Here is a 23,768-nt window from a genome sequence, read left to right on the forward strand (position 1 = left end):
CCTATTTTAGTTGTAGGAAATACAATTAAAATGGACATGAAGCCACAATTAGTCGAAGTGCAGTCGCTAACCAGCCAATAACAAAAAAAGCCCCAGCCAAATAGCTAGGGCTTCCCTCATTTAGACTTTAAGGCTCAAGTCCCCATGCTAGAGCACCATTCAAGTACAACGGCACATGATTCCATTCCGTGTACGATGTTTTGGTAGGATCATAAGAGTAGTCTCCAACCTCGTTGTAATTGCTCCAGTCCGTTTTGTTGACCCGGATCTGGATATCACCCGTGTTAGCTCCCGGTGCAAGACTGCCTGCACCTGCGCCGAAGGAGATTTCTAAATAATAGTCCGCTCCAGTTTTGGCAGGGTCTACCTTCACGAATGTTCCCTGTATATTACTTCCACCGATGTTAGCATAGTCAACATTAAATTGTTGAGGTTTATCGCCATCAATCGTGTAATAATACCGCAGCTTTACATCGCTAAGCGCTACAGCCGTATCCCCATTGTTAACAATTTGCAGCTGCGGGCGGAACTGATTATCTCCCGGATTGGTATCACTTGTCCGGTACTTCACCACCAAATCTCCTTGTGCCGGAATCGGTACATCCATAGGCTTGGCGTGAACCTCAGGCGAATTCGGGCTCTCTCCAACCACGTTGGAAGCACTAACTACATAGTAATAATCCGTACCGTTAACCACGGAAGTGTCACTGTAAGTAGCTTGAGTGACAACAGCCACATCGCTGTAAGGGCCACCAGTTGTTGCAGCTCTTTTCACAGTATAGCTTGTAGCTCCAGTTACGTTGTTCCAACTAAGATCTACAACTTGGTTACCAGCGACCGCACTTGGTTTGGAAGGTGCTTTTGGAGCTACTGGCTCCGTAGGCACGCTGCTGTTGATCAATCGATCGTATTCTGCATAAGCAGTTGCCATATCTACTTGCGACCAGAAGCGATGGTAGGTAAATTCAGGGGCTCCATTGTCCCATGTTTTAGTCACTTTATTAAAAGAAGTATTGTATTTGTCCAGCAGATATTGCCACTTAGAGTCATTTACGATATTTGGACGGATATCGGTGTAGCTTGCATATACCCCATTTCCGCCTTTAGCAGGATCGGAAGGCACTGTTGATGTACCAGGGATTGTATTTCCTTGGCCGAATGTACCTGTCCAGCCGCTTGGGAAATAGACTTCTTTAGTGAAATAGCGAGAATAATCTGCACGGCTTTCGGTAGTTGCAATACCAATTCCATCGTTATAACCCCATGCCGTGTCTAACAAAGATTTAGCCAGTACCTGAGCTTCTCCTCCCAGAGTACTGTAGCTGCCATGTTCAGCTTTGGTGCCAGCCGCATAGAAGGTAAGTGCCTTAATATAGCTGCCCAGTACACCTGTATCTTGGCTTGGACTCTTAGTTACGGCTTTCAGGTTATTGTTTGCAGTAGAACCACTGAAGCCATTCCAAGTATTAGGTTGTCCTGTCCATTCCACATTACCTGGAATCCAGAATTCTCCTGGTGCAGAGACTGTAGCCACTTGCGGATTGGCGCCTCCAAGAATTCGATTTCCTTGGCTGTTCAGATAGTAACCTTCAGCATCCGTAACTGGACGTTTGTTGGCAAAGGCATAATCTTTAGACCAATCTACCCAATTTTCTATAACTTGTTTTGCCATTTGGAAGTTTTCAGATGTAGTGTCTCCGTTAGAAGCGAGGATATAGTACAGCTCTGCTACCCGCTCCACACTCCATGCCTGCATTCCGAACCAGTTATTGGATGGAGGATCGTGGTAGACTGGAGCTTCGTCATAGGCCATGCCATAAAAAGTACTGGTTCCAGCTGGATAAGCCTTGTAGGCGCCTTGATAACTATTGGTCGCTCCACCGGCAATTGCCCCTTCAGAGGACTGCAGCCAAGTATAAAATTCCAATTGACGTTTCAGAGAGTTTTCCCAATCCTGCCCAGCTGTAGCTGATGACGGAATCAGACCACCATCCGAATCAGAAAGTGCGTAGGCAGCCACGACATTCTGATACCCTTGGTGGGCATGGCTCGCACCGATTCTCCAAGCCCAGTTTCCTGTAGCTCCAAGTCCACCGCCCCATGCGGTATACCAAGCCAGAAGATATTGATTAGAGTCTTTGCCAGTCCCGGCATCAGGGGTGCCGTCAGTAGCAGCACTTCCTACTTTTTGGAAGTATTTATCATACATACCGTAACGCAGGAAATCGCCCATTTTCTTAGCTTTATTCAAATACACTGTATTGTTGTAGCCGAGCTCTTTAGCCCAGTACATTGCTTGTACTGCGCGTGCATCGGCATCTGTAGCATTTGTGTAACGCCATTGAGCGGAAGGCACGTTAGCTTCTTTTGTGAACAGACTCATGAAGCCTTCGTTTGCTTTTCCGAACGTTTTGTCATCTTGAGAAGGGTGAGGGACCGCCTCCCAAACGGACTCTTGTTCACCCCGTTGGAATGTATTCACATAAGCGGCTGTATGCGTAGGATTCAGCAAGTTGCCGAAGCCGTACCAGTTGTCCACGTCTACCAGCCAGTGCATCAAGTAGGTCTGGTTGTTGCCATACGTCGCCTTCAATTCAGCATCTAGCGGATCTTTACCTGCTGTATACTGGCCACCTAGCTGACTTGGATACTGATCCGGCTGAGCATGCTCCGCTGCATACGTAGCCGGGCTGTTCGGATTGTAATAACTCATGGTTGGCTGCTCTTCCTTGCCATCACCTTCGTTAATAGGGATGATATACTTCTCCATGTTGTCCCAAGCGGATTCCAGCTTAGTCCAGTCCCCTGTGTGATAACCATAGAGTACCTCAAGCCACATCCAATAACTGTAAGCTTCTGAGGTCGTCATATGTCCGTAATCAGGGGCTTCACTCATCAAGGTCTCTACCGCATGATAAGGTACTCCTTCGGCAGAGAAATAACCATTTGCGGGGTCTTTTAGCTGCGCATATAATTGCAGAAATCGCGTCTGCTCCGTAGTTGAAGCGTGAGCAGTCTGAGGTCTAAAATTAAATAGACCGGTCATGAGTGAGAGAAACAGGACTGCGGCCATTATTACAGAAACAGGCTTCTTTATTAAGCTCAATTTCATCATCTTAGGCAAGCTCCCTCTCTTGGATATATTTATGGTTCTAAGCCCCATACAAGTGTTTCACCTTGATAAAGTGTAACCTTATTCCAATCGGCAAATGTCTGCTGAACCGCGCTGTAGGAATAATCATCCGTTTCATTATAAGCCGTCCAGTCCGTCTTATTGGTGCGAGCCTGAATCTCGCCGCTATCTCCACCAGGCGCTATACTTCCAGCCCCTGCACCAAAAGAAATCTCCAGATAATAATCCGCGCCCGTACTGGCGGGATTCAGCTTAACAAAACTGCCGCTTAAATTACCACTGCCCACTACAGCATAATCACAATGAAACTGTTGTGGTTTATCCCCATCCACAGTGAAATAATAACGCAGCTTCAAGCCGCTAAGTGCCACAGACTCAGTTCCTGTATTCATAATTCGGAACTGAGGGCGCAGCTGTCCATCACTGGCATTCGTATCATTCGTACGATATTGCACCTTTAAATTTCCCGTTGTGGGCTGTGTCGGTTCTTGGGGTTTGGCACTAACCTGTATAGATGGCAAGCTCTCCCCTACACCATTCTTGGCAGTGATCACATAATAATAAGTGGTTCCGTTCACCCGTCCACTATCCATGTAATCCGTTCCCGTGACATTCTCAAGCACCGTATACGGGCCTCCACTCACTTCACTGCGTTTAACGGTATATTCACTGATCCCGCTAATCGCATTCCAAGTCAAATGGACCGTTCCATTACCTGCTACAGCCTGAACATTTGTCGGACGTGCAGGGACTTGAGGTTCTCCAGGTTGTCCGCCACCCGCTGGAAGTTCTCCATACATGTGTACACCTGCATCAAACACCGGAATGTTCGCTGTTTTTACAGGAGTTACTCCTTGAGCTGCCACCCCTTGGAATGAAAAATCATTAGCATTATTCCAGAAGTTAGTGTTCAGCGGAGCTGCAATTCGGAATTGAATCTCCTTACGATGAGCAGATTGTCCACCCGGATAAATCAAAGTACCTGTAAAATCGATCTTAGTATAGTAGATATGGTTAGCTGCATCGTAAGGCTGAAGTGCAGACACCGTTCCACCCTGATTGTAGCCTCCCGCTGTAACCGTAATATCCTCAGGACCATAACCAGCCGCTATCGCTTCACTAAGATCCACATAATAGTTAAAAGACATCTCTTTACTGGCCCTTGCCGGCCAGCCCGAACGGTTATTCAGCAATGCTCGAATCTCTACAAAGTTGCTGCCACTAGCATTCACAGAGGCTTCGACAAACATCTCATCTTCACGTGTCTCTGCAGGCGGAAATTGTGCAAGGGGCTGTTGCCCTTGTCCATGCAGCAGCACCATTTTTGCAATAGCTCCTGTAAAAGCAGCATTGTAATCGGTTGCAACTTCATTCGAGACATAATCGTTAATGGAGTCGGTGTAGCTGTCTGTTTTGGACGGGCCTCCAACTAGCGCTCCGTACAAGACATGGCGATGATTTACCGGAACGCTCTGACTATCATTCCATGATCCATGTGAGGTTCGATGATGGGGATGCTGAGGAGAATTATTACCAAAACCGATAACATAACTGCTGTTTCGTGGATTGTCGCCAAGCATATACGTAATTTGTCTCTCCGCGAAAGAGCGCGCTGTATCTTTCTTCACCGGATCGCTCACCCAGTCTGAGTAAACGAAGGCCATAAAAGCCTGATTGGCTGCATAACGCAATGCGCCCCATTGATCCAGATGGGCTAGTCCGCCAGGTGTATAGGCAACACGGTCACTTGTTCCACCCACTCCAGTCGTCCAATACTGCATATTCCGTTCAGTGGATTGAATGAACTTGGTCTGCCCGGTGATTCGTGCCAACAGTAATTGAGCGCCATAATGCTTGTCGTCCCAAGACTGTGTCCACTGATACCCCCAGTTTCCAGCCTGATTCGTTCCCCATTGATCGCTTGCTGCAATAGCCTTATTGAGATACTGCTGATCGTTAGTCGCCAAATACAACCAGACAGCCCCCCAGCTCAATTCATCCGCGTAACCGCTCCAAGAATTATAATATTGTTTGACGTCGGTAATGCTGTCGGAATAGGAGCCGCGATAAGTGTCTGCAAAATTGTAAAGCTGTTTAGCATGCAGCAGCAGCTTGTCCGCGTATACGGCATCCGTATCCCTGAAAATAATGGATGCTGAAGCTAACGCTGCAGCTGTTTCTGCGGCAAGATCTGATCCGGGATGAGTGGCATCAATTTTGTAGGAAGGTCTCTGCATCTGCATGACTTCTGCGGGTCCCCACCAATTATGATCGGTTGTTCCGTTACCAACTTGTCCCCACAGCTCGTTAGGAGCGGTATGAGCTTTCACAAAATAATCGGTTGCCCAGCGAATATTGTCTAAAATTTCCTCCAGCTGCCCAGACCCCTCATATCCTTGCTTGTACTCATAAACTGACCATGCCAGCATCGTTGTAGAATAAGCCATAGGCAAACCGAATTTAACGTGATCACCGGCATCGTACCAACCACCAGTCAGATCATGTCCCACATCCGCCCCGTCCAAAAGACCGGAATCGCCCCGCCATTCCACCCGATTGTTATCTGGCAATTCACCAGACCGCTGGGTTTCGTAGAAATAAATAGATTTTTGTAGAACCTCCGCATAGTTGTAGTCTCCGGCCGCTGCCTCTGCTATCGCCGGTTGAAATGCAGCATTTGAACAAAATGTAAGCGTAAACAACAAACTGAACACCAGTCCTTGTTTCCTATACCTCTTGATCATTTCTACTGCCCCTCTCTTCAGTGAATGCCACAAGAAAGATTACACCTCAGTCCCGTAACACCTCCCTCACTTGAATCAGGTACCTGTCATTGCGATCATCCACTCACCTCACTCTAAGAGCTATATTTAAGCGAAAGTTTCGCTCTCACCCAAAATATACCATATCTTTCATTAAAACACTATATTTTTACAGTAAATAATGCACAAAATATAGGAATAATTGTTAATTTAACAGAAAATAAAAAACAGCAGCTCAGGATTTCTCCTTGAACTGCTGTTCATTAATCCCCTCTTACTGAGCCACCGCAGCTTTATCTGCAGAAACCGCAATGTCGTTATAATAGAGTCCGGTTCCATCACCAATTGCAAAGTTTAGCACACGGTTATTAACCGGCACAATCACAGCACGATAAAGTGTTGGGAATACTGGAATCTCATCAACCATAAATTGTTGCCACTCTTTATAGATTTCTTTACGTTTGTCTACATCAAATGCAGCCTCAGAGATCCCTTCGGCGAGCAAACGATCGTTCTCTGCACTGGAGTAACGTGGGAAGTTATAGATTGCATCTTTACCGTACAGGCCTGATGGGTCAACGTCAATCCCTACCCCCCAAGCACCTTGGTACACATCAACAGTAGGATCATCCTCACCATTTTGACCTATACGATCATAGAAGGTATTAAACTCTACCATTTCCAAAGTTACATTCAGACCAATCGCTTTCCAGGATTGTACATAATATTGAGCCAGCGGCTCAGCAATGTCTCCACCAGTCATCGAAATGAAATTAATCTTCAGCTCGCTGCCATCTGGATTCGTTCTAAATTCACCGTTTAATTTGTAACCAGCGTCATCCAGGATCTTTTTAGCTGCTTCTGGATCAAAAGCTACGCCCGGATTGGTAGTATCATGGAATTCTGGATGGGACGGTGGAATCAAGGTAGTCGCATTCCAACGCAGACCATTATAGAACTTTTTACCAACAGTATCATTGTCAACCGCAGCCCACATTGCTTTACGAAGATTCACATCCGCCATTTTAGCTTTAGGATCGGTAACAACCTCTTTTTTCGTTGCATCCCATTTGCCAAGCTTAAATCCAATATACGTATACGCACGGTCAACAGCCCCGAGATACTCAACATTTGATAGCTTCGCATTATCAGGGAATTGATCAATAGGGAAGGAATCCACCAAGTCAACTCCACCAGATTTCAGTTCTTGTACAATCGTTGTTGGGTTGATAACCTTCAAAATTACTTTATCCAGTTTAGGGGCTCCACGCCAGTAATCTTCATTCTTAACAAATACTACAGACTCACCAGGAACGATACTCTCTACTTTAAAAGCTCCGAAGCCAATTGGCTTTTGGCGGACTTCAGGGGAAGAGGAGATTTTGGCAACATCCATGCCGCCAAAGATATGTTTGGCTAATGGATAAATCCATACGCTACCCGTTAACAAGGAAGGTGTAGATTGCTTATAAGTAATTTGCAGTTTCTTATCACCCAGCACTTTAATCCCGGATATGGTCTTGGCCTTACCGGAATGGTACTCATCCATGCCTTCAATATTAGTGAAGTCAGAACCGTAACGAGGACCATCATAAGCAGGATTACCAATAACTTCATGGGCGAACAACCAGTCTTCAGCCGTTACTGGCTTACCATCCTGCCAGTTTACATTGTCGCGAATCGTAAAGGTAAAGGTACGTCCATCTTCTGCAACTTCATAAGTAGCCGCACCATCATTAGTATAAACATAGTCTTTATCCCAAGTTAACAAACCTTCATCAAACCAGTTCAGAACTTGAGCATCTGGATCTCCAGAATAGAAGTTCCAGTTCAAAGTGCCTTCAAATGGACTATCGGAAACAAGTCCAAATGTAATTGTCCCTCCGTCAATAGCTTCACCTTGGTTAGTCTTAACGTTACTGAAATCTTTAATGTTATAAAGTCCGTCTTCTGCCTCAGGCGCGGCCGTTGCTTCTGCGGTTGCCGCAGGTGCGCTGGCGTTAGGAGCTGCTGTTGATTCAGCCGCTTCGTTGTTGTTCTTGGAGCCGCAGGCCGCAAGAGCGAACAACATTACAAACATTAATGAAACTAGTAAAGCTTTTGAACGAATGGCTTTTCTCATTTAATCATTTCCTCCCTTATTATCCTTTTCTTTGTCTTGCGTCGGTCGCACGTTTTAGCGCTTGACCCACATTATTTATACTCAACATCAATACCAGGATCAGCAATGATGCGGGTAACCAGATCCACCATCTGAACTCAAGAGTCTGCGGATTTCTCGCATAGCTTACTAGAGTACCCAGACTGGGTGTACTTTCTGGAAAACCAAAACCTAGAAAGGATAGGCCTGATTCCAATCCAATATTAGCTGCCAGATTCAAGGTCATTGTTACGATAATGATTGAGCTTAAGTTCGGCAGAACTTGCGTAAACATAATTTTTAGATTGGAGGAGCCTAGGGTCTTAGATGCCTGAACATAATCCAATTCCTTCTCTTGTAATGTCTTGGAACGAATGAGCCTGGCAATCCCCATCCAAAGAAATGCTGTCATGATAAAGGAGAAGGTCAACGTATTGTATTTAGGAACTGCGCTGACAAAAGCTATAACAATCATTAGAAAAGGTAGAATCATGAAGAAATCCACAATACGCATCGCGACATTATCTACCGTTCCCCCAAAGTAACCTGAGACTAAACCTACCAGAATACCGATAATTCCCGTAAAAAATGTAACCATAAAGGCAATAGACATGGAATTTCGTGTTCCTATAATTAATTGACCGAATACATCCCGTCCTCCATAATCAGTCCCCAGCCAATGCACAGCCGAAGGCTTCTCATATAGGGCGAACAAGTCAACCGTGACAATTTCTTTCTGATCTAAAAATAAGGAGATCCCATATACAGCAGCAATAATCGTAAATAGGAAAATCAATGAGACCAGTGCCAGCTTATCCCGCACCATCTCCCGCCAAACAATTTTGAAGCCCGATGGACTTTTATCAGTTTCCTGCAGCAGAGCTATCTCTGCGCTCGTCTTTGCCATTTCATTCACCCCAAAGTGTTCATCTTCTTATTTAATCCGGATACGAGGATCTACGATACTTAAAATAATGTCTGATAACAACGCACCGACGATGGAAGCAACCCCATACAGAAGAACGAGGGCTGTTACCACGCTGAAATCCCGAATCGTTATCGAACTTAGAAACAGCAAACCCATTCCTGGATAGCTGAAGATCGTTTCAACGAACACCGTACCACCAATTAGCCCAGTGATCTCATATCCAAAAAATGCAGCGATCGGCAGCAAGGAGTTTCTCAAAATATGACGATTGTATACGCGTGACTCTGAAGCCCCTTTAGCTCTAGCAGTGAGAATGAAATCTTTTTGCTTCGTATCAATGATCTCATTTCTCAGATATTGTACGGTCCCAACCGTTGCAATTAGCGCCATAGATAGCGCAGGCAGAAGCAGATGATAGAATTTACTCCAGAAGTGACTTAGTGTACCTGGAACTTCCCCGGGACTGACACTGCCGCTGGTAGGAAACCAATGAAAATGAAATCCGAAAACCCATACCATTAAAAGTGCAAAAATAAACAACGGTGCAGCAAATCCAATATAGGTATAGCCAGTTATCAAGCGATCCAGCCACGAATCGTTATAACGTCCGCTGGTAATACCAAGCGGGATAGCAATAAGGTATGTAAGAATCAGCGTAACAATGGCCAGCCAAAGTGTATTCATCAGGCGTTGTCCGATTAGCTCTGAGACCGGCATTTTGAAACGGAAGGACTGGCCGAAATCCCCTTGTATCGCTTTAGTGATCCAATCCCAGTACTGGATGTACCATGGATCATTTAGACCGAGCTTTTCTCTCATCGCATCAATGGCCGCCGGATCAATATTCGGATCGAGCATTCCTGAGAGTGCGTCACCAGGCATCGCCTTCGCCATAAGAAAAACAAGAATACTTAATAGAACTACTTGAGGGATCATTATAAGAATTCTACGAACGATAATCTTCCACATATTCTCAACCTTTCTCAGGCAAGGCTACCAGATGAGTCTCGGAAATTGATTTTAATGGATAAGCCATGCCTTCTTCATCAAAATAATTCCGGTGCGCTTGTTCATATTCCTTGCTTACTGATTTTCTGAATTCCGTCTGCTTTTCTCTCTGTTTCGGATCAATATCAGGAATGGCGGCAATGAGTCGTTTGGTATAAATATGCTGAGGATTGTCAAAAATATCTTTAGCAGTCCCTTGCTCCACATGTCGTCCTTTATACATAATCCCTATGTGATCGCACATATGCCTGATGATCCCGAGATCATGACTGATAAATAGAAAAGTAAGATTCAACTCTTTTTGAATGTCCTGCATGAAGTTAAGCACCTGTGCCTGTACTGAGACATCTAGCGCAGATACCGGCTCGTCAGCAATAATAAGTTTTGGCTTGAGTGCAATTGCTCTGGCAATTCCGATCCGCTGCCGCTGGCCGCCAGAAAATTCATGCGGATATTTCAGGATGTTCTCAGGACTTAAGCCTACTTGTAAAAGCAATTCCTGCACCCGGCGTTTTTCTTCCCCTGGAGACATTTTTTCGAAATTACGCAACGGTTCTGCAATAATATCGAGTACACGCTTCTTAGGATTTAAGGAAGAGTACGGATCCTGAAAGATCATCTGAATGTCTTTGCGGACATTTCTTTGCTTTCGTACACCCCTCAAGGCCAAATCTTGCCCTTCAAAAATCACGCTGCCGCTAGTAATAGAATTAAGACCTATAATCGCGCGACCCGTTGTCGTCTTTCCGGAACCAGATTCACCAACCAGACCATAGGTTTGCCCAGCTTCAATGGTAAAATTAACATTATCGACAGCCTTAACTACGCCAACTTCCCTTCGAAAAACACCGCCGTGGATCGGAAAATGTACTGCTAAATTTTTAACCTCAAGAAGTCCCATTGTGGATTGCCTCCTCGTTAGTATCAGGGAAATGGAAATTGTTATAACAGGTGCAGCGAACGAAATGTCCGGGTGCGACTTCATGCAGCTGTGGGTTCTCCTCATGCTCCGATTCAGGAATCCAAGGTGTCCGTGCCGAGAAACGGCAGCCCTTACGCGGAAGGTTTTGCAGTGGTGGAACAATCCCCTGAATCACATGCAACCTGGATTTTTCTTCTTTTGCCGTTGGAATGGAGTTTAATAAGGATCTCGTATATGGATGTTTCGGATTAGACGTCAACGTAAAAATATCTGCGATTTCGACGATTTGTCCGGCATACATCACCGCAACACGGTCAGCCATTTCGCTTACAACCCCTAAGTCATGAGTGATTAAGATAATGCCTGCTTCCATATCGTTTTTTAATTTTTTAATAAGTTCAAGGATTTGTAATTGGATAGTCACATCTAGTGCTGTGGTAGGCTCGTCGGCGATCAAAAGCTTGGGTCCATTGGCTATCGCAATGGCGATAACCACCCGCTGCCTCATGCCACCGGATAATTCGTGGGGGTACTGCTGATATGTATGCTCGGGACGGGAAATTCCAACCTTGGTCAAAAGATCAATGACCTTCTCTTTTCGCTGTTTCTTAGAAAGCTTGGAATCATGTAGGATAAGTACTTCTTCAATCTGTGAACCGATGATCATTAGCGGGTTTAAAGCGGATAAAGGATCTTGAAAAATCATAGACATTTCTTGGCCGCGCAGCTTGTTTAGTGCAGCAGGAGACATAGTAACGATATCCTGGCCCTTGTATTTGATTTGTCCGTCAATTCTGGCTCTGGTATGCAGCCCCATAATGGAAAAGGCGAGCGCACTTTTTCCTGAACCAGATTCTCCAACGATAGCCAGAATTTCATTTTTGCGAACAGACAGGGTAACATCATCAACCGCAGCATAATAGTCGTCTGCAATTCTGAACGATGTCGACAAATTTTTGATTTCTAGTAGTTCTTCGCCCATATTCATCACCCTAACGACAAGGATTTCAAAATTAACACAATGAAAATATTATGTAAATTTTGATATAAATAGTGTTGATTTTCATGAAACATTTTGAAATAACCAATGTGATGATAATTAACACTGTTAAGAATACTACCAGTAGTTCAATCGGAAATAAAAATGAACATCTCGTAACTTTGTAGTTCATTTTAATTAACTTATGGTAAATTATCAATCTTTTCCTATAAAAAATTTTCAATCGATGTGATTAAAAGTAACGTAGATAACAAAAAAACGGCTCTAGGCCGCCTTTTTTTGGGAATTATTTAGTTCGACTGAAAGTTAAAATCTTTGGCTTTCCAGCATGAAATTGGAAGGTATTACAGTCGCTAGCTGCTTACTGCTCCCGCCGAAGCTTTTGATTATGACGAATCTTAATCTCATTGCCTTGCTCAGTAGCTTGATAAAAAACACGCTGAGAAATCTCCTTAGGCAAATACTCTTGCTTCACATAATGCCCTGGAAAATTGTGCGGATATTGATATCCTTCATGCCCTAACGCAGTTGCACCTTTATAGTGCGTATCACGCAGATGCAGCGGTACCTCCGCTGATTTGATCTCATCCATACTTGCCATTGCATTGGAAATAGCCATAACCACAGCATTAGACTTCGGACTTTCCACTGCAAAAAGAATAGCTTGGGCAATGTTCAGCTTCGCCTCTGGCCAACCATTGTTTCGATACGCATCCAGCGCACTCACCGCTTGAACCATAGCTTGGGGATTAGCCAAGCCGATATCCTCACTGCTGGCTGCAATCAGGCGCCGAATAAAAGTCATAGGGTCCATTCCAAGCTTTTCTACCGCATACAGAAACCAAAACAACGCGGCGTCGCTGGAACCGCGAATACTTTTATGAAAAGCGGATAGCACATCATACTGCGTAGATTCATCAGCCTTCACAATGGGGCGCCGAATGGATTCCTCCGCCACCTCCAGCGTGATATGAACACTTCCATCAACTTGCGGCGCGGTAGTCAGGGCTGCCAGCTCCAGCGCGTTTAGTGCCCGCCGGATGTCTCCATTAGCCATTGTTGCAATATGCAACAATGCCTCCTCATCGACCTGAAGCTCCATAAATCCAAGACCTTTCTCTTTGTCCGCCAAGGCTCTGCGCATTGCGATCAAGCTGTGTTCACTCGTTAATGCCTCCAGCTGAAATAAGGTGGAGCGGCTCATAAGCGCCCCATTAACATAATGGAACGGGTTCTCTGTAGTCGCTCCAATGAAGGTAATAGTCCCTTTTTCTACTGCTGGCAAAAGCGCATCCTGGCGTGAGCTATTAAATCGATGCACCTCGTCCAGGAACAGGATCGTCTTAGTGCCGTACAATGTTTGATTGTTCTGAGCTCGCTCAATAACCTCCCGTACATCCTTCACGGTAGCTTCCACCGCATTCAGACGTACGAACTCTCCTTGCGTGTGATGAGAAATAATATGCGCGAGTGTCGTCTTGCCGCATCCCGGGGGGCCATAGAGCAAAATCGAAGAGACTTGATCCGCCTCAATCGCTCTTCGCAGCAGCTTCCCCCGACCTATGATATGCTCTTGACCAATATATTCATCAAGATTCTCCGGTCTCATCCGGTCCGCAAGCAGCCGTCCGCCCCCAGTGTCCTCTCCGAAAGAAAATAAATCCATAACTCCACTTCCTTGCTATATTCTTGTAAAAGCTCAATGTAAATCCCTCTCTATCATACCATATCACAGGGAAGGATTAGGATGTCCTGCCGGTTCAAGGTAACAGTATCAGCATAGACTTATTTTGCGCCAAAATAAAAAGAGCATGATCTCGTCTTAGAAAGGCGGGAGCCATGCTCTTTTTTCAAAATATAAGAAAGTATAGGTTTCACGCTATACTTTATCCTTATGATTTCTCGCATAACGCTTACCATCCTTCTAAGGACACCAGAGGCGTTTATGCTTGAATTGCAAGCTAGCAATTTACTGCCAGCCGCATTTTTGATATGATTTTACGAATGCTTTCTTCCGATAGATGGTACTTCTTCTGAAGTTCCGCTACGGAATCACCGCTTCGATGACAACTGAAAATTTCCTTGTTCCGGTTCGCTATTTCTTTCCTCGAACCGCTGTTCTCGCCCCATCGAACCCGCTCTTCCGTCTTCTTTGGGATGTAGAGCAGTTCACCTTGGATGTATCCCTGAAGCTCTTCGAGCAAGCCAGGGGGGAGCACATCCTTCCCATTTACATAACTCAACTTGCATTTCCTCCTTCAACAGGTGTGTCCCTATGCGTCGGTCAACTAAGTTTTTAGTTATAATCACGTCACCTGCCTCCTTTCTTCTCCTCATATTTGGAAAAATCCGTAATTTCATTATATAAAAACCTTTTGGTAGCGTCTACATTCGATTTCATAAATTTCGTTCTTATGGATAAGTGTGGTACTTCTTATGTTAGTAATAAGGAGGCCGTAAGGCCTCCTCGCTTTAAGCAGGTTTCCGTCTTAAACGGAAACCACCTCGTATACTGAAATCATTTCAATCAGCCTCCTTCCAGAAGTGTTCTTGCCCGGCCGGACACTTATTATTAAGCCATACCTATGGGGGAGTTACAAGACCAAGAACAGTTATAACCATTCTCCACCAGTCTTACTCTCCCTCAGAATCGCTTCCAGCCGCCGTTTGCACATAGGAAGGAACTTCCCCATTATGGAGCAGCCACAGCTCATGGAGAGCACGTGTACAGCCGACATACATCAGCTTCGCGTCCCAAGCCGTCGCTCCGTAATGGTCTTGATCGGCATCTGCTAAGATCACCGCATCGAACTCCAAACCTTTTGATAAATAGACAGGCAGCACCGATAACCCGCCCTGATATTGTGTCATACTGCCATCAATCAGATGAATATCTTCAAAATGCTGTGCCAGCTCCGCATATAGTTCTGCAGCCTCATGAAGATTTCTTGTTAGGACAGCCACCGTACGGTATTCCCTTCCTGACAGAGACTTCAGTGCAGAGGTTATTGTCCGCAAGCGAGCCTGCTCATCAGCCACCAGTTCCCCGGCATCCTCGCCATAGGCGATCATACGCACGGGATCTCCACTACGAAACACAGGAACAGCCAGCAATGAGCTCTCCACACCTGAAGATAGAATTCCATTAGCGAAGTCTATAATTTCCATAGTAGAACGATAGCTGCGTGTCAGCGCGTGATAAGCCGTGTTCTCAGGGGCAAACAACGTCTGCATCTCTTCCCACGCGTGTACGCCTTTATAGGCATGTATGCCCTGCGAGAGATCACCCAGGATCGTAAAGGAATGGCCTCGCACATATAAATCCAGAACGGCAATTTGGAAAGGTGAAAAATCCTGGGCCTCATCGATTACTACATGGTCAAAGCGAGTAACGCCCTCATCACCATTCAAAAGATAATGGATATACAGCAGCGGAGGTAAATCCTCTTCACGTATGATGCCTTTTTTCAGCTCTTTTGCCGTTTCCTTCAACACAGCTGACGGAATTTCCTCTGGCGGTTCAACCGGCCAATCCTCAGGAAGTTTAGCTGCTCGGAAAATTTGCTTATAGATCGTTAATGGATCATATTTAGGCCATTTGGCACTATAAGCCTTCTCTCGCTGCGCGCCTTTTTTCTTGCGATCCTTCATAGCAGCAGCTGACGGACTCTTCTTCAGTTCCATCTCAATCCAGCGATGAATCCGCGCCATTACCCGTTCCTTGCGCTTGGCTGGAGGATAGGGAGCATACTCCTCATTATGCCAGCGCAAAATCATAGAACGGCGTAGCACCGTACCCTCCCACGGGCTAAAATCACCCTCAGGTACAGAGCTGCTTTCCAATAGCTTAATGCTGGACTCTATGATTCCCATCAGCACCGTGGAACCTTTGAAGCGCCCTGGTGTCTCTTCTGTAATTACCGGCATGCCCCCAGGGGTTTCGAACCAGCGGTTCATCGTCTCTGTCGCATCCTGTTCCGGCAATTCCAGTCCTAGTACATTAGCCGCCCAATCCGGAAATGTACTTTGAGCAATATTACCTACCCCGAGCTCAGGCAATACATCCGAGATGTAATCCAAAAACATCCGGTTTGGTGCAAAAATGATCATTTTTTCCGCAGAAACCTGATCCTTATATTGATACAGCAGAAAAGCAAGCCTGTGCAGTGCAACGGTTGTTTTACCGCTTCCTGCCACGCCCTGAATGATTAGCGCTGTATTTTTGGCAGCACGGATAATCTTGTCCTGCTCCTCTTGAATGGTCGATACGATATCCCGTAGACGATTATCCTTGTTCTCCCCAAGTCGATAGACGAGAAACTCATCCGATACAATCGGTGCATCGCTTTCCCGATTGTACGTATCCGCGACCCGCTCCAGAATTTGCTTCCGAATCACCACGTTGCGTTTGAGGTATACCAGCCCCTCTATCAATCCCTCAGGAGCTTCATAGGTGGCTGGCTCCGTACCGCCGGTAAACGAATAGAACAGGCTTGCTACCGGTGCGCGCCAGTCGATGACTAGCGGACGGTCGCTTACCTGCTCGCGGTCTACGCCGATTTTGCCTATATAGAGTGCCTTCCGTTCATTCTCATCATTGCCTTGAAAATCAAGCCGTCCGAAATAAGGCTCCTGCCTAAGCTTGGCAAGATCTTTGCGCTTCTGATCACGGTTCGCTTCCAGCACCTGTTCCGTATAGTCATGTCCCGTGTACACTGGTGTCTGCTGGAGCTTCTCCAGCAAAGTGTCAATTTCAGTAAGCGCTTGATTCAGCCTGTCTTCTTCCTCTTGATAGGCACTTTGAAAGTTGTCTTCCAATTTCAGTTACCTCCTAAAAGTTTATCGAGCTTAAATTTTCATGCTCCTACGCCCATTTCTCACGCAAAAGGATACCCATTGTAGCACAATCAGCACTTAAATACCAAATCTTTCAAATGATTTGACTAAACTTATAAGTTGTTCTCCAACCTAAAGCCCTTTGGTGCACCTTAGCATGCACAAGCGCCGTATGTTTGGGACAAACCAAAGGCATTTTTGCCTTTGATTTCGTCGTCTACACGCATTTAGCTCCAATCAACGGTATTTATACCTTTGTTTTCGACGCTTCCACGCATTTAGCCCCAATCAACGGTATTTATACCTTTGTTTTCGACGCTTCCACGCATTTAGCCCCAATCAACGGCACAGCGGCAATTACCTCTTTGATTTCAACACTGGCTAATAGAACTAATAAGAGTGCAACAACAGGTCCCTCGCAATCAAAGAAACTGGATGCCGCACTATAGCACAGCCTGCAAAATAAAGTTAGCCACAAACAAACCAGCAATTCCATACAGCGCAGGTGGCACTTCCTTCCCTTTGCCCAGCGCCAGCTTCACAATTGGGTAGGTAATAAAACCAAAAGCCATACCGTCCACGATGCTATAGGTGAATGGAATCATAACCATGATTAAAAAAGACGGGAACAGCTCGGTCAAATCGCTCAAGTCCATCTCACGCACATTCTGTACCATAAGCCCGCCGATCACAATCAAAATCGGGGCAATCGCACTGTCAGGAATATAGGATAACAGCGGCAGGAATAAGAAGGTCGCCCCGAATAGAAGCCCTGTTACAAGCGAGGTGAGACCCGAACGCCCGCCCGCAGCTATTCCTGCATTGGATTCTGCAGCGGCCACGACCGGACTGCTTCCGAAAAGACCCGCGGCGATATTAGCAAGCGAGAGCGCACGTAAGCTGCTTTTGAAGCGTTCTGGACGGCCTGCCATCATCGTCTGCGAGGCTACAAGACCGATATTTTCAAATACAACGATTAACAATAACAGGAATACAGCAATCCAGAACACCAGGCTCACAATGCCGCTCCAGTCCATTCCGAAAAATAAGCCGCCATAACCTGAGAATACATGCCCTGAAGCTTGTTTTTCCGGTGTATGTGCAGCTCCCAACAGGTAGGCTAGTCCTGTACCAACCAGCATACTTATCAGCAGGCCGCCGTTGGTTCCCCGGATAAATAACACTAAAGCCAGCAATAAAGTCACACAGGATGTAATAACTGCAGGATCACTAAAATGTCCTATGGCAACAAAAGTAGTCTGATGGGCAATCACTATCCCACTCTTTTGCAGCCCTATAAAGGTCAGAAACAGCCCTATACCGACTGTAATGGCATGCTGCAGGTTTTGGGGAATTGCCTCACTAAGAATACGATAAAGTGATGTGAAGGCCACAATAGCGAATAACACGCCTGTTATAACAACTACAGTAAGCGCCTCTCTCCAGTCCAGCTTCATGGAATGAACAAGCGTATAAGTGAAAAATGCGTTAATTCCCATCCCGGGAACCACGATGATAGGCGTCTTCCCGCCAAAAGCCATCAGCAGACAGCCGGTAATTGCGGTCAACAGTGTGGCCACCATTGCCGGTCTAAGCGGCATCCCCGCGTCATGGAGAATCGTCGCATTCACCATAACAATATAAACTGAAGCAAAATAGGAGAGAATCCCTGCAGCCCATTCCCGTTTCCAGTCATTCTCAGGTGCAAGCCCCACACTATTTCGCCAAAAATTCGATTTCATGTACAAAAACCTCCACTGATATTAAGTTCCGCAGGCGGATATTACCCGGATTATAAATCTAATAATCAGCCGTTCATCCCGGTTCAGCTATTATGCCTATTTGTGGCCTGCTTCTTGCAGAACCCGCCTGTTTAAGGACAACAAAAGGGCGTACGCAGCCGGATTCCAGCTACTCGCCCTTTTGTCCATTACTCTAATCCTATAACTATAATTGAAACAGCCTCAGCTCAGCGATTCACTTACAAGCTGACGCCTCCAGCCTCAAGCAAGTCACGCACGGCAACGCTGACCATAATTAGGCCGGCTACCGGTGGAACAAATGAATTGCTGGCTGGCGGTTGTTTCGCTTTACGTCGATCCGGCGCATTCTCCGGAACAATCTTGTCCGTAACATCCTGACGCGGCTTCATTGGCGGCTCCGTAGAGAAAACCACCTTCACGCCTTTCTTAATCCCATCCTTACGCAGCTTCTGGCGAATGACCCGGGCAATCGGATCATACGTTGTTTTGGAAATGTCCGCTACCTGGAATCTTGTAGGATCCATTTTGTTGGCAGCGCCCATGCTTGAGATCATAGGAATTCCACGTGCCAGACATTCTTTAATCAAATGGACCTTGTAGATAATCGTATCCGAGGCATCAATCACATAATCCGGTTTCAGCTTGAACAGTTCCTCATAGGTTTCTTCCGTATAGAACATGTTCAGCGCAATCGCTTCACATTCCGGATTAATCAGCTTCACACGGTCTACCATCAGTTCGGCCTTCTTTTGCCCAACCGTTGTAGTAAGTGCGTGGATCTGCCGATTCACATTGGTAATGTCGACGGAATCCTTATCAATCAGAATCAGTCTGCCGATCCCGCTACGAGCCAATGCCTCAACAGCCATACCGCCAACACCGCCGATACCAAGTACCGCTACTGTGCTGTTCTTCATAATCTCCAGACCTTCCGGTCCGATCGCCAGTTCCGTACGTGAGAACTGATGCAGCATGAGGTCAGCCTCCTTCAAAAGCTATGGCGAAGCAGAAATCTGCCTCGCCCGCTTTATTTAATTATTCTTTTTCTTTTTCTTTCTTTGGTTTAAGAGCCAGCTTAATATGCAGTTGCTCCAATTGTGAACCGTCTACTGGTGCAGGTGCATCCATAAGCAGGTCCGTTGCACTTGCCGTTTTCGGGAATGCGATGGTTTCGCGCAGATTTGTACGACCCGCCAGCAGCATAATTAGACGATCTAAACCGAAGGCAATACCACCATGTGGAGGTGTACCATATTCGAACGCATCCATCAGGTAACCAAATTTCTCGTAAGCAACCTCATCTGAGAAGCCGAGAGCTTGGAACATTTTTTCCTGTACTTCACGTTTGTAAATCCGCATGGAGCCGCCGCCTACTTCATAACCGTTCAGAACGATATCGTAGGCTTGTGCACGAATTGCACCTGGATCTGTGTCGAACAGATGAAGATCCTCTTCACGTGGACGAGTGAACGGATGGTGTTCTGCTACATAACGTTTCTGATCTTCATCATAACCAAGCAATGGGAAGTCAGTCACCCAAGCGAACTTGAACACGTTATCGTCGATCAGACCCAGCTGACGTCCGATTTTGACACGAAGGGCACCTAGAACGTCCGCTACAACCTTTTTGGTATCAGCGGAGAACAACAGTAGGTCGCCTTCTTCAGCGCCTGTACGCTCCTTCACAGCGGCAATTTCTTCTTCAGTGAAGAATTTGACAATCGGCCCTTTGAACTCGCCGTCTTTCACTTGAATCCAAGCCAAACCTTTCGCTCCATAACGCGCAGCATAAGGTCCGAGATCATCGATTTCTTTACGAGTCCAAGTCCCACAGCCTTTAGCATTTAGACATTTCACTTCTCCGCCTTTTTCGATCACGGAAGCGAATACCTTTACGCCACTTGTGGCAACAATATCGTTCATTTCCACAAGCTCTAATCCAAAACGCAGGTCAGGTTTGTCTGAACCGTATTTGCCCATAGCCTCAGCATAAGTCAAACGTTGGAATGGAAGCTGAATATCCGCTCCTACAGTTTCTTTAAACAGACGTTGCATCAGGTTCTCCATCATGCCAAGCAGCTCATCCTGAGACAGGAATGAAGTCTCGATGTCCACTTGTGTAAATTCCGGCTGACGGTCAGCACGCAAATCTTCATCACGGAAACAACGAGCAATTTGATAATAGCGTTCAACGCCACCCACCATCAATAGCTGCTTGTAGATTTGTGGAGATTGCGGCAATGCGAAAAATTCGCCTTCATGCACACGGCTTGGCACCAAATAATCACGCGCACCTTCCGGTGAGCTCTTAGTTAGGATTGGTGTTTCTACATCAATAAATCCTTCACTGTCAAGGAAATCGCGGAAAATCTTAGAAGCTTTCGAGCGTAGCAACAATGTTTTTTGCATTTCTGGACGACGCAGATCCAGGTAACGATATTTCAGGCGAAGAGATTCGTCTACTTCCACTCCATCTTCGATGAAGAATGGAGGGGTCTTAGCAGCGTTCAGCACTTCGATATCTGTAATTTGAACTTCAATCTCACCTGTTGGCAGATTGCGGTTAATGGTTTCTTCATCACGTTTAACCACTTTTCCTTTGACAGCCAAAACATACTCACTGCGAACCTTATCCGCAATTTGCAGTGCTTCGCCGGAGTAGTCCGGGTTGAATACAACTTGCACAATACCGCTTCTGTCACGCAGGTCAATAAAAAGTACGCCCCCAAGGTCGCGGCGGGTCTGGACCCATCCGTTCAAGGTTACCGTTTGTCCAATATGTTCTGGTGTTAATTGCCCACAGTTATGACTTCTTTGCATAATTCACCATTCCCCTTTTTAGTTAAAAATAAGTTTCTATTTAAAAAGTCTTCTTCTATACCAACGCCTGAGCCAGCTCTTCGAGCTTCACAGTCTGCTGTTCCCCTGTGCTCATCGACTTCAGCGCAATTACACCATTCTTCAGCTCGTCTTCGCCAAGAATCGCAGTATAACGTGCCGACATACGGTCAGCTGACTTCATCTGCGCCTTCATCTTCCGGCCGAGGTAGTCGCGTTCTGCCGAGAACCCTTGGCTACGCAGAAAGTATAGCTGCTTGGAGATTTCAATATCAGCCTCTTCGCCAAGAGCTACAAAATACACATCCAGTGGCTTCGCAGTCTCCAGCTCTACCTTCTGATCTTCCAGAATAAGAAGAATACGCTCCAGCCCGATCCCAAAACCAATACCCGGTTGATCCGGTCCGCCGATTTCTTCAACCAAACCGTTGTAACGGCCTCCGCCGCCTACGGTATCAATAGAGCCAATGCCAGCTGCTTTATATTCAAACGCAGTATGCGTGTAATAATCCAAACCACGTACAAGACGAGGATTAATCGTGAACTCCACACCCATGATGTCGAGATGCATCTTAACCTTCTCAAAATGAGTTATGCATTCATCATCCAAACTGTCCAAAATGGAAGGCGCATCTGTAAATTTATCCTGATCCACCTTGCAATCCAGCACACGAAGCGGATTACGCTCGATTCGACGCTGACAGTCACTGCAGAGGTTATCCTTCATCGGTCTAAGGAATCCCAGCAGCTTCTCCCGGTAAGCCGCACGGCTTGGTGCATTACCCACGGAATTAAGCTCCACTCTTACATCCTTAAGACCTAGATCCTTATAGAATTGATAGCCCATAGAGATTACTTCTGCATCAATAGCCGGATCCACGGCCCCAAACGCCTCAATCCCAAACTGATGGAACTGGCGATATCTTCCGGCCTGCGGACGCTCATACCGGAACATAGGTCCGATATAATACAGCTTGCTTACATCAGGTTCACCGTATAGCTTGTTCTGAACGTAAGCGCGCACGACACCAGCCGTTCCTTCTGGACGAAGAGCCAAATCACGGTCGCCTTTGTCCTTGAACGTATACATTTCCCCTTCCACAATATCCGTTGTTTCGCCTACTCCACGTTCGAATAACCCTGTGTGCTCAAACATAGGTGTGCGAATTTCCCGGTAGTTAAAACGGCGGCATAAATCTCTGGCCTTCCCCTCAATATACTGCCATTTCTCCACAGCACCCGGAAGCACGTCCTGCGTTCCTGTTGGTTTCTCGAATCTTTCTTTAGCCACAGTCTATCCCTCCTAAAAAATAACCCCTCTAAAGCTGTTCTCTTCATCTGTTTCTATTGCAGAAAAAGCAAAAAATCCCTCGCCCTGTTTTATAAAAAAACAGGGACGAGGGATTATCATAACCAATAATACACCACGTGGTACCACCCACATTCCGGATCAGTAAAAATATACTGAAGCCGCTCAAAGCGGTTAACGCCCGCCTACGCGTAAACGGCTACTGATCGCGGCAATCAACACTGCCCACTTTCGCCGTACGTTCTCGGGGAGGTCATTCATTCGCTCATCAACAGAATCCTTGCAGCCAAGCGATACCGGTTCATCATCCACTTAAGTAGATGTCATCCGAATCGACAAGGGATTCTTCTCTGGAGTTGTGGGTTCTCGAATTACTTGGTCCCGTCATCAAAACCATATGATAAAATCGTATATTGTTAATATTCTACTGAACTACTGCATTAAAGTCAAGGTAGTAAAAAGGATGCCTGGTATAAATTTTGACAGCTTCCGAGTTTTTTATTCAGCAATTATATTGTAACAAAAAAATGACCTGCAGCCGAATGCTGCAGGTCCATCATCATATATTATTAAAAAGGGGGTCATGCCTTTATTATAAACACGCTATATTAAGGAATCATGTACGTAATATTACGATTATATTACATTCCATGAAAGCGGTTTATTTTTAATAGAATACTATTCGAATTGTTCAACATAGGCCCCTTTGCCCCGAAGGATTTCCACAACTTCATTATAATTTTCTTCTGCTATACTTAGCTCCATCACATAACGAAGTTCACTTAAATCCCCATCTTCGAGATCTCCTTCTGCCACGTTCGCACTAACCTGATCTTCATTCACACTATAATGTGTTTCAGGGTCAGCCCGAGTATCGGAAGCGGCAATGCCAGGAACCAGCATAGCTCCAGCTGCAGGTGTGCTGGCCGTTCCAAGCGTTCCAGTTGTGCCTGCGACTACAGATGCACTATCCAGTGGAATGATTGGAAACAGAATATTACGATCATTGCCGATAGGGTCTGTGAGTGGCCAAACCTCCAAACCATCCACCTTATAGCTAATCAATGCTGTTTTTGCGCCTTCTGCTTCATTTTCAGTTCTGAAATACGCTTGGATTTTTCTGCTCATT

General features: G+C 45.9%; 17 protein-coding genes. 1 reads left to right on the plus strand and 16 read right to left on the minus strand.

Annotated features, from left to right (window positions below; all coding sequences use genetic code 11):
- Positions 1–127: 127 nt before the first annotated feature.
- From NST40_RS24435 to NST40_RS24480, 10 genes are all read right to left on the minus strand, one after another.
- Entirely contained in the window at positions 128–3,112 is a 2,985-nt protein-coding gene (locus NST40_RS24435) for a glycoside hydrolase family 48 protein (protein WP_081387552.1), read from the minus strand.
- Between the two features lie 32 nt (positions 3,113–3,144).
- Positions 3,145–5,877, minus strand: a complete 2,733-nt coding sequence (locus NST40_RS24440) for a glycoside hydrolase family 9 protein (RefSeq protein ID WP_342410080.1) — start codon at positions 5,875–5,877, stop codon at positions 3,145–3,147.
- A gap of 292 nt (positions 5,878–6,169) precedes the next feature.
- Positions 6,170–8,017 (minus strand): oligopeptide ABC transporter substrate-binding protein, encoded by a 1,848-nt coding sequence (locus NST40_RS24445; RefSeq protein ID WP_076218485.1) that lies wholly within the window; start codon positions 8,015–8,017, stop codon positions 6,170–6,172.
- Positions 8,018–8,036: 19 nt separating this feature from the next.
- Complete coding sequence (locus NST40_RS24450; RefSeq protein WP_076129671.1) at positions 8,037–8,942, minus strand: ABC transporter permease; 906 nt, start codon at positions 8,940–8,942, stop codon at positions 8,037–8,039.
- A 27-nt stretch (positions 8,943–8,969) separates the two neighbouring features.
- Positions 8,970–9,932: an oligopeptide ABC transporter permease gene (gene opp4B, locus NST40_RS24455; protein WP_036677612.1), complete on the minus strand. Its 963-nt coding sequence runs from the start codon at positions 9,930–9,932 to the stop codon at positions 8,970–8,972.
- Between the two features lie 4 nt (positions 9,933–9,936).
- The gene (locus tag NST40_RS24460) at positions 9,937–10,872 is read right to left on the minus strand and encodes an ATP-binding cassette domain-containing protein (protein ID WP_036677615.1); all 936 of its coding nucleotides are present in this window, start codon (positions 10,870–10,872) and stop codon (positions 9,937–9,939) included.
- Positions 10,859–11,875 (minus strand): ABC transporter ATP-binding protein, encoded by a 1,017-nt coding sequence (locus NST40_RS24465; RefSeq protein WP_076129669.1) that lies wholly within the window; start codon positions 11,873–11,875, stop codon positions 10,859–10,861. Before NST40_RS24465 ends, NST40_RS24460 begins: the two co-directional genes overlap by 14 nt.
- Positions 11,876–12,254: 379 nt before the next feature.
- Positions 12,255–13,559, minus strand: coding sequence for a replication-associated recombination protein A (locus tag NST40_RS24470; protein WP_076129668.1), 1,305 nt, complete (start codon positions 13,557–13,559; stop codon positions 12,255–12,257).
- Positions 13,560–13,854: 295 nt separating this feature from the next.
- Positions 13,855–14,136, minus strand: coding sequence for a CD3324 family protein (locus NST40_RS24475; protein WP_076129667.1), 282 nt, complete (start codon positions 14,134–14,136; stop codon positions 13,855–13,857).
- Between the two features lie 391 nt (positions 14,137–14,527).
- Complete coding sequence (locus NST40_RS24480) at positions 14,528–16,711, minus strand: UvrD-helicase domain-containing protein (RefSeq protein WP_076277221.1); 2,184 nt, start codon at positions 16,709–16,711, stop codon at positions 14,528–14,530.
- 194 nt (positions 16,712–16,905) lie between these two features.
- Here NST40_RS24480 and NST40_RS24485 point away from each other — a divergent pair, with 194 nt between their 5' ends.
- Positions 16,906–17,178 (plus strand): hypothetical protein, encoded by a 273-nt coding sequence (locus NST40_RS24485; RefSeq protein WP_342410081.1) that lies wholly within the window; start codon positions 16,906–16,908, stop codon positions 17,176–17,178.
- On the opposite strand, the gene NST40_RS24490 is transcribed toward NST40_RS24485, so the two are convergent.
- The 6 genes from NST40_RS24490 to NST40_RS24515 all read right to left on the minus strand — a co-directional run bounded on the left by NST40_RS24490 (position 17,173) and on the right by NST40_RS24515 (position 23,767).
- Positions 17,173–18,471 carry an NCS2 family permease gene (locus NST40_RS24490; protein WP_342410082.1) on the minus strand — a complete coding sequence of 433 codons (1,299 nt, stop codon included), beginning with the start codon at positions 18,469–18,471 and terminating at the stop codon, positions 17,173–17,175. The genes NST40_RS24485 and NST40_RS24490 overlap by 6 nt on opposite strands.
- 239 nt (positions 18,472–18,710) lie before the next feature.
- Positions 18,711–19,466: a tRNA threonylcarbamoyladenosine dehydratase gene (locus NST40_RS24495; RefSeq protein WP_076130395.1), complete on the minus strand. Its 756-nt coding sequence runs from the start codon at positions 19,464–19,466 to the stop codon at positions 18,711–18,713.
- A gap of 61 nt (positions 19,467–19,527) precedes the next feature.
- The gene (gene aspS, locus NST40_RS24500) at positions 19,528–21,312 is read right to left on the minus strand and encodes an aspartate--tRNA ligase (RefSeq protein ID WP_076193219.1); all 1,785 of its coding nucleotides are present in this window, start codon (positions 21,310–21,312) and stop codon (positions 19,528–19,530) included.
- Between the two features lie 55 nt (positions 21,313–21,367).
- Positions 21,368–22,621, minus strand: coding sequence for a histidine--tRNA ligase (gene hisS, locus NST40_RS24505; protein WP_036677635.1), 1,254 nt, complete (start codon positions 22,619–22,621; stop codon positions 21,368–21,370).
- A gap of 192 nt (positions 22,622–22,813) precedes the next feature.
- Positions 22,814–22,951 carry a hypothetical protein gene (locus NST40_RS24510; protein WP_155288182.1) on the minus strand — a complete coding sequence of 46 codons (138 nt, stop codon included), beginning with the start codon at positions 22,949–22,951 and terminating at the stop codon, positions 22,814–22,816.
- Between the two features lie 366 nt (positions 22,952–23,317).
- Positions 23,318–23,767 carry a hypothetical protein gene (locus tag NST40_RS24515; RefSeq protein ID WP_036677637.1) on the minus strand — a complete coding sequence of 150 codons (450 nt, stop codon included), beginning with the start codon at positions 23,765–23,767 and terminating at the stop codon, positions 23,318–23,320.
- Position 23,768 lies beyond the last annotated feature (1 nt).

This window comes from Paenibacillus sp. FSL R10-2778 (assembly GCF_038593035.1).
Taxonomy (GTDB): Bacteria; Bacillota; Bacilli; order Paenibacillales; family Paenibacillaceae; genus Paenibacillus_AQ; species Paenibacillus_AQ odorifer.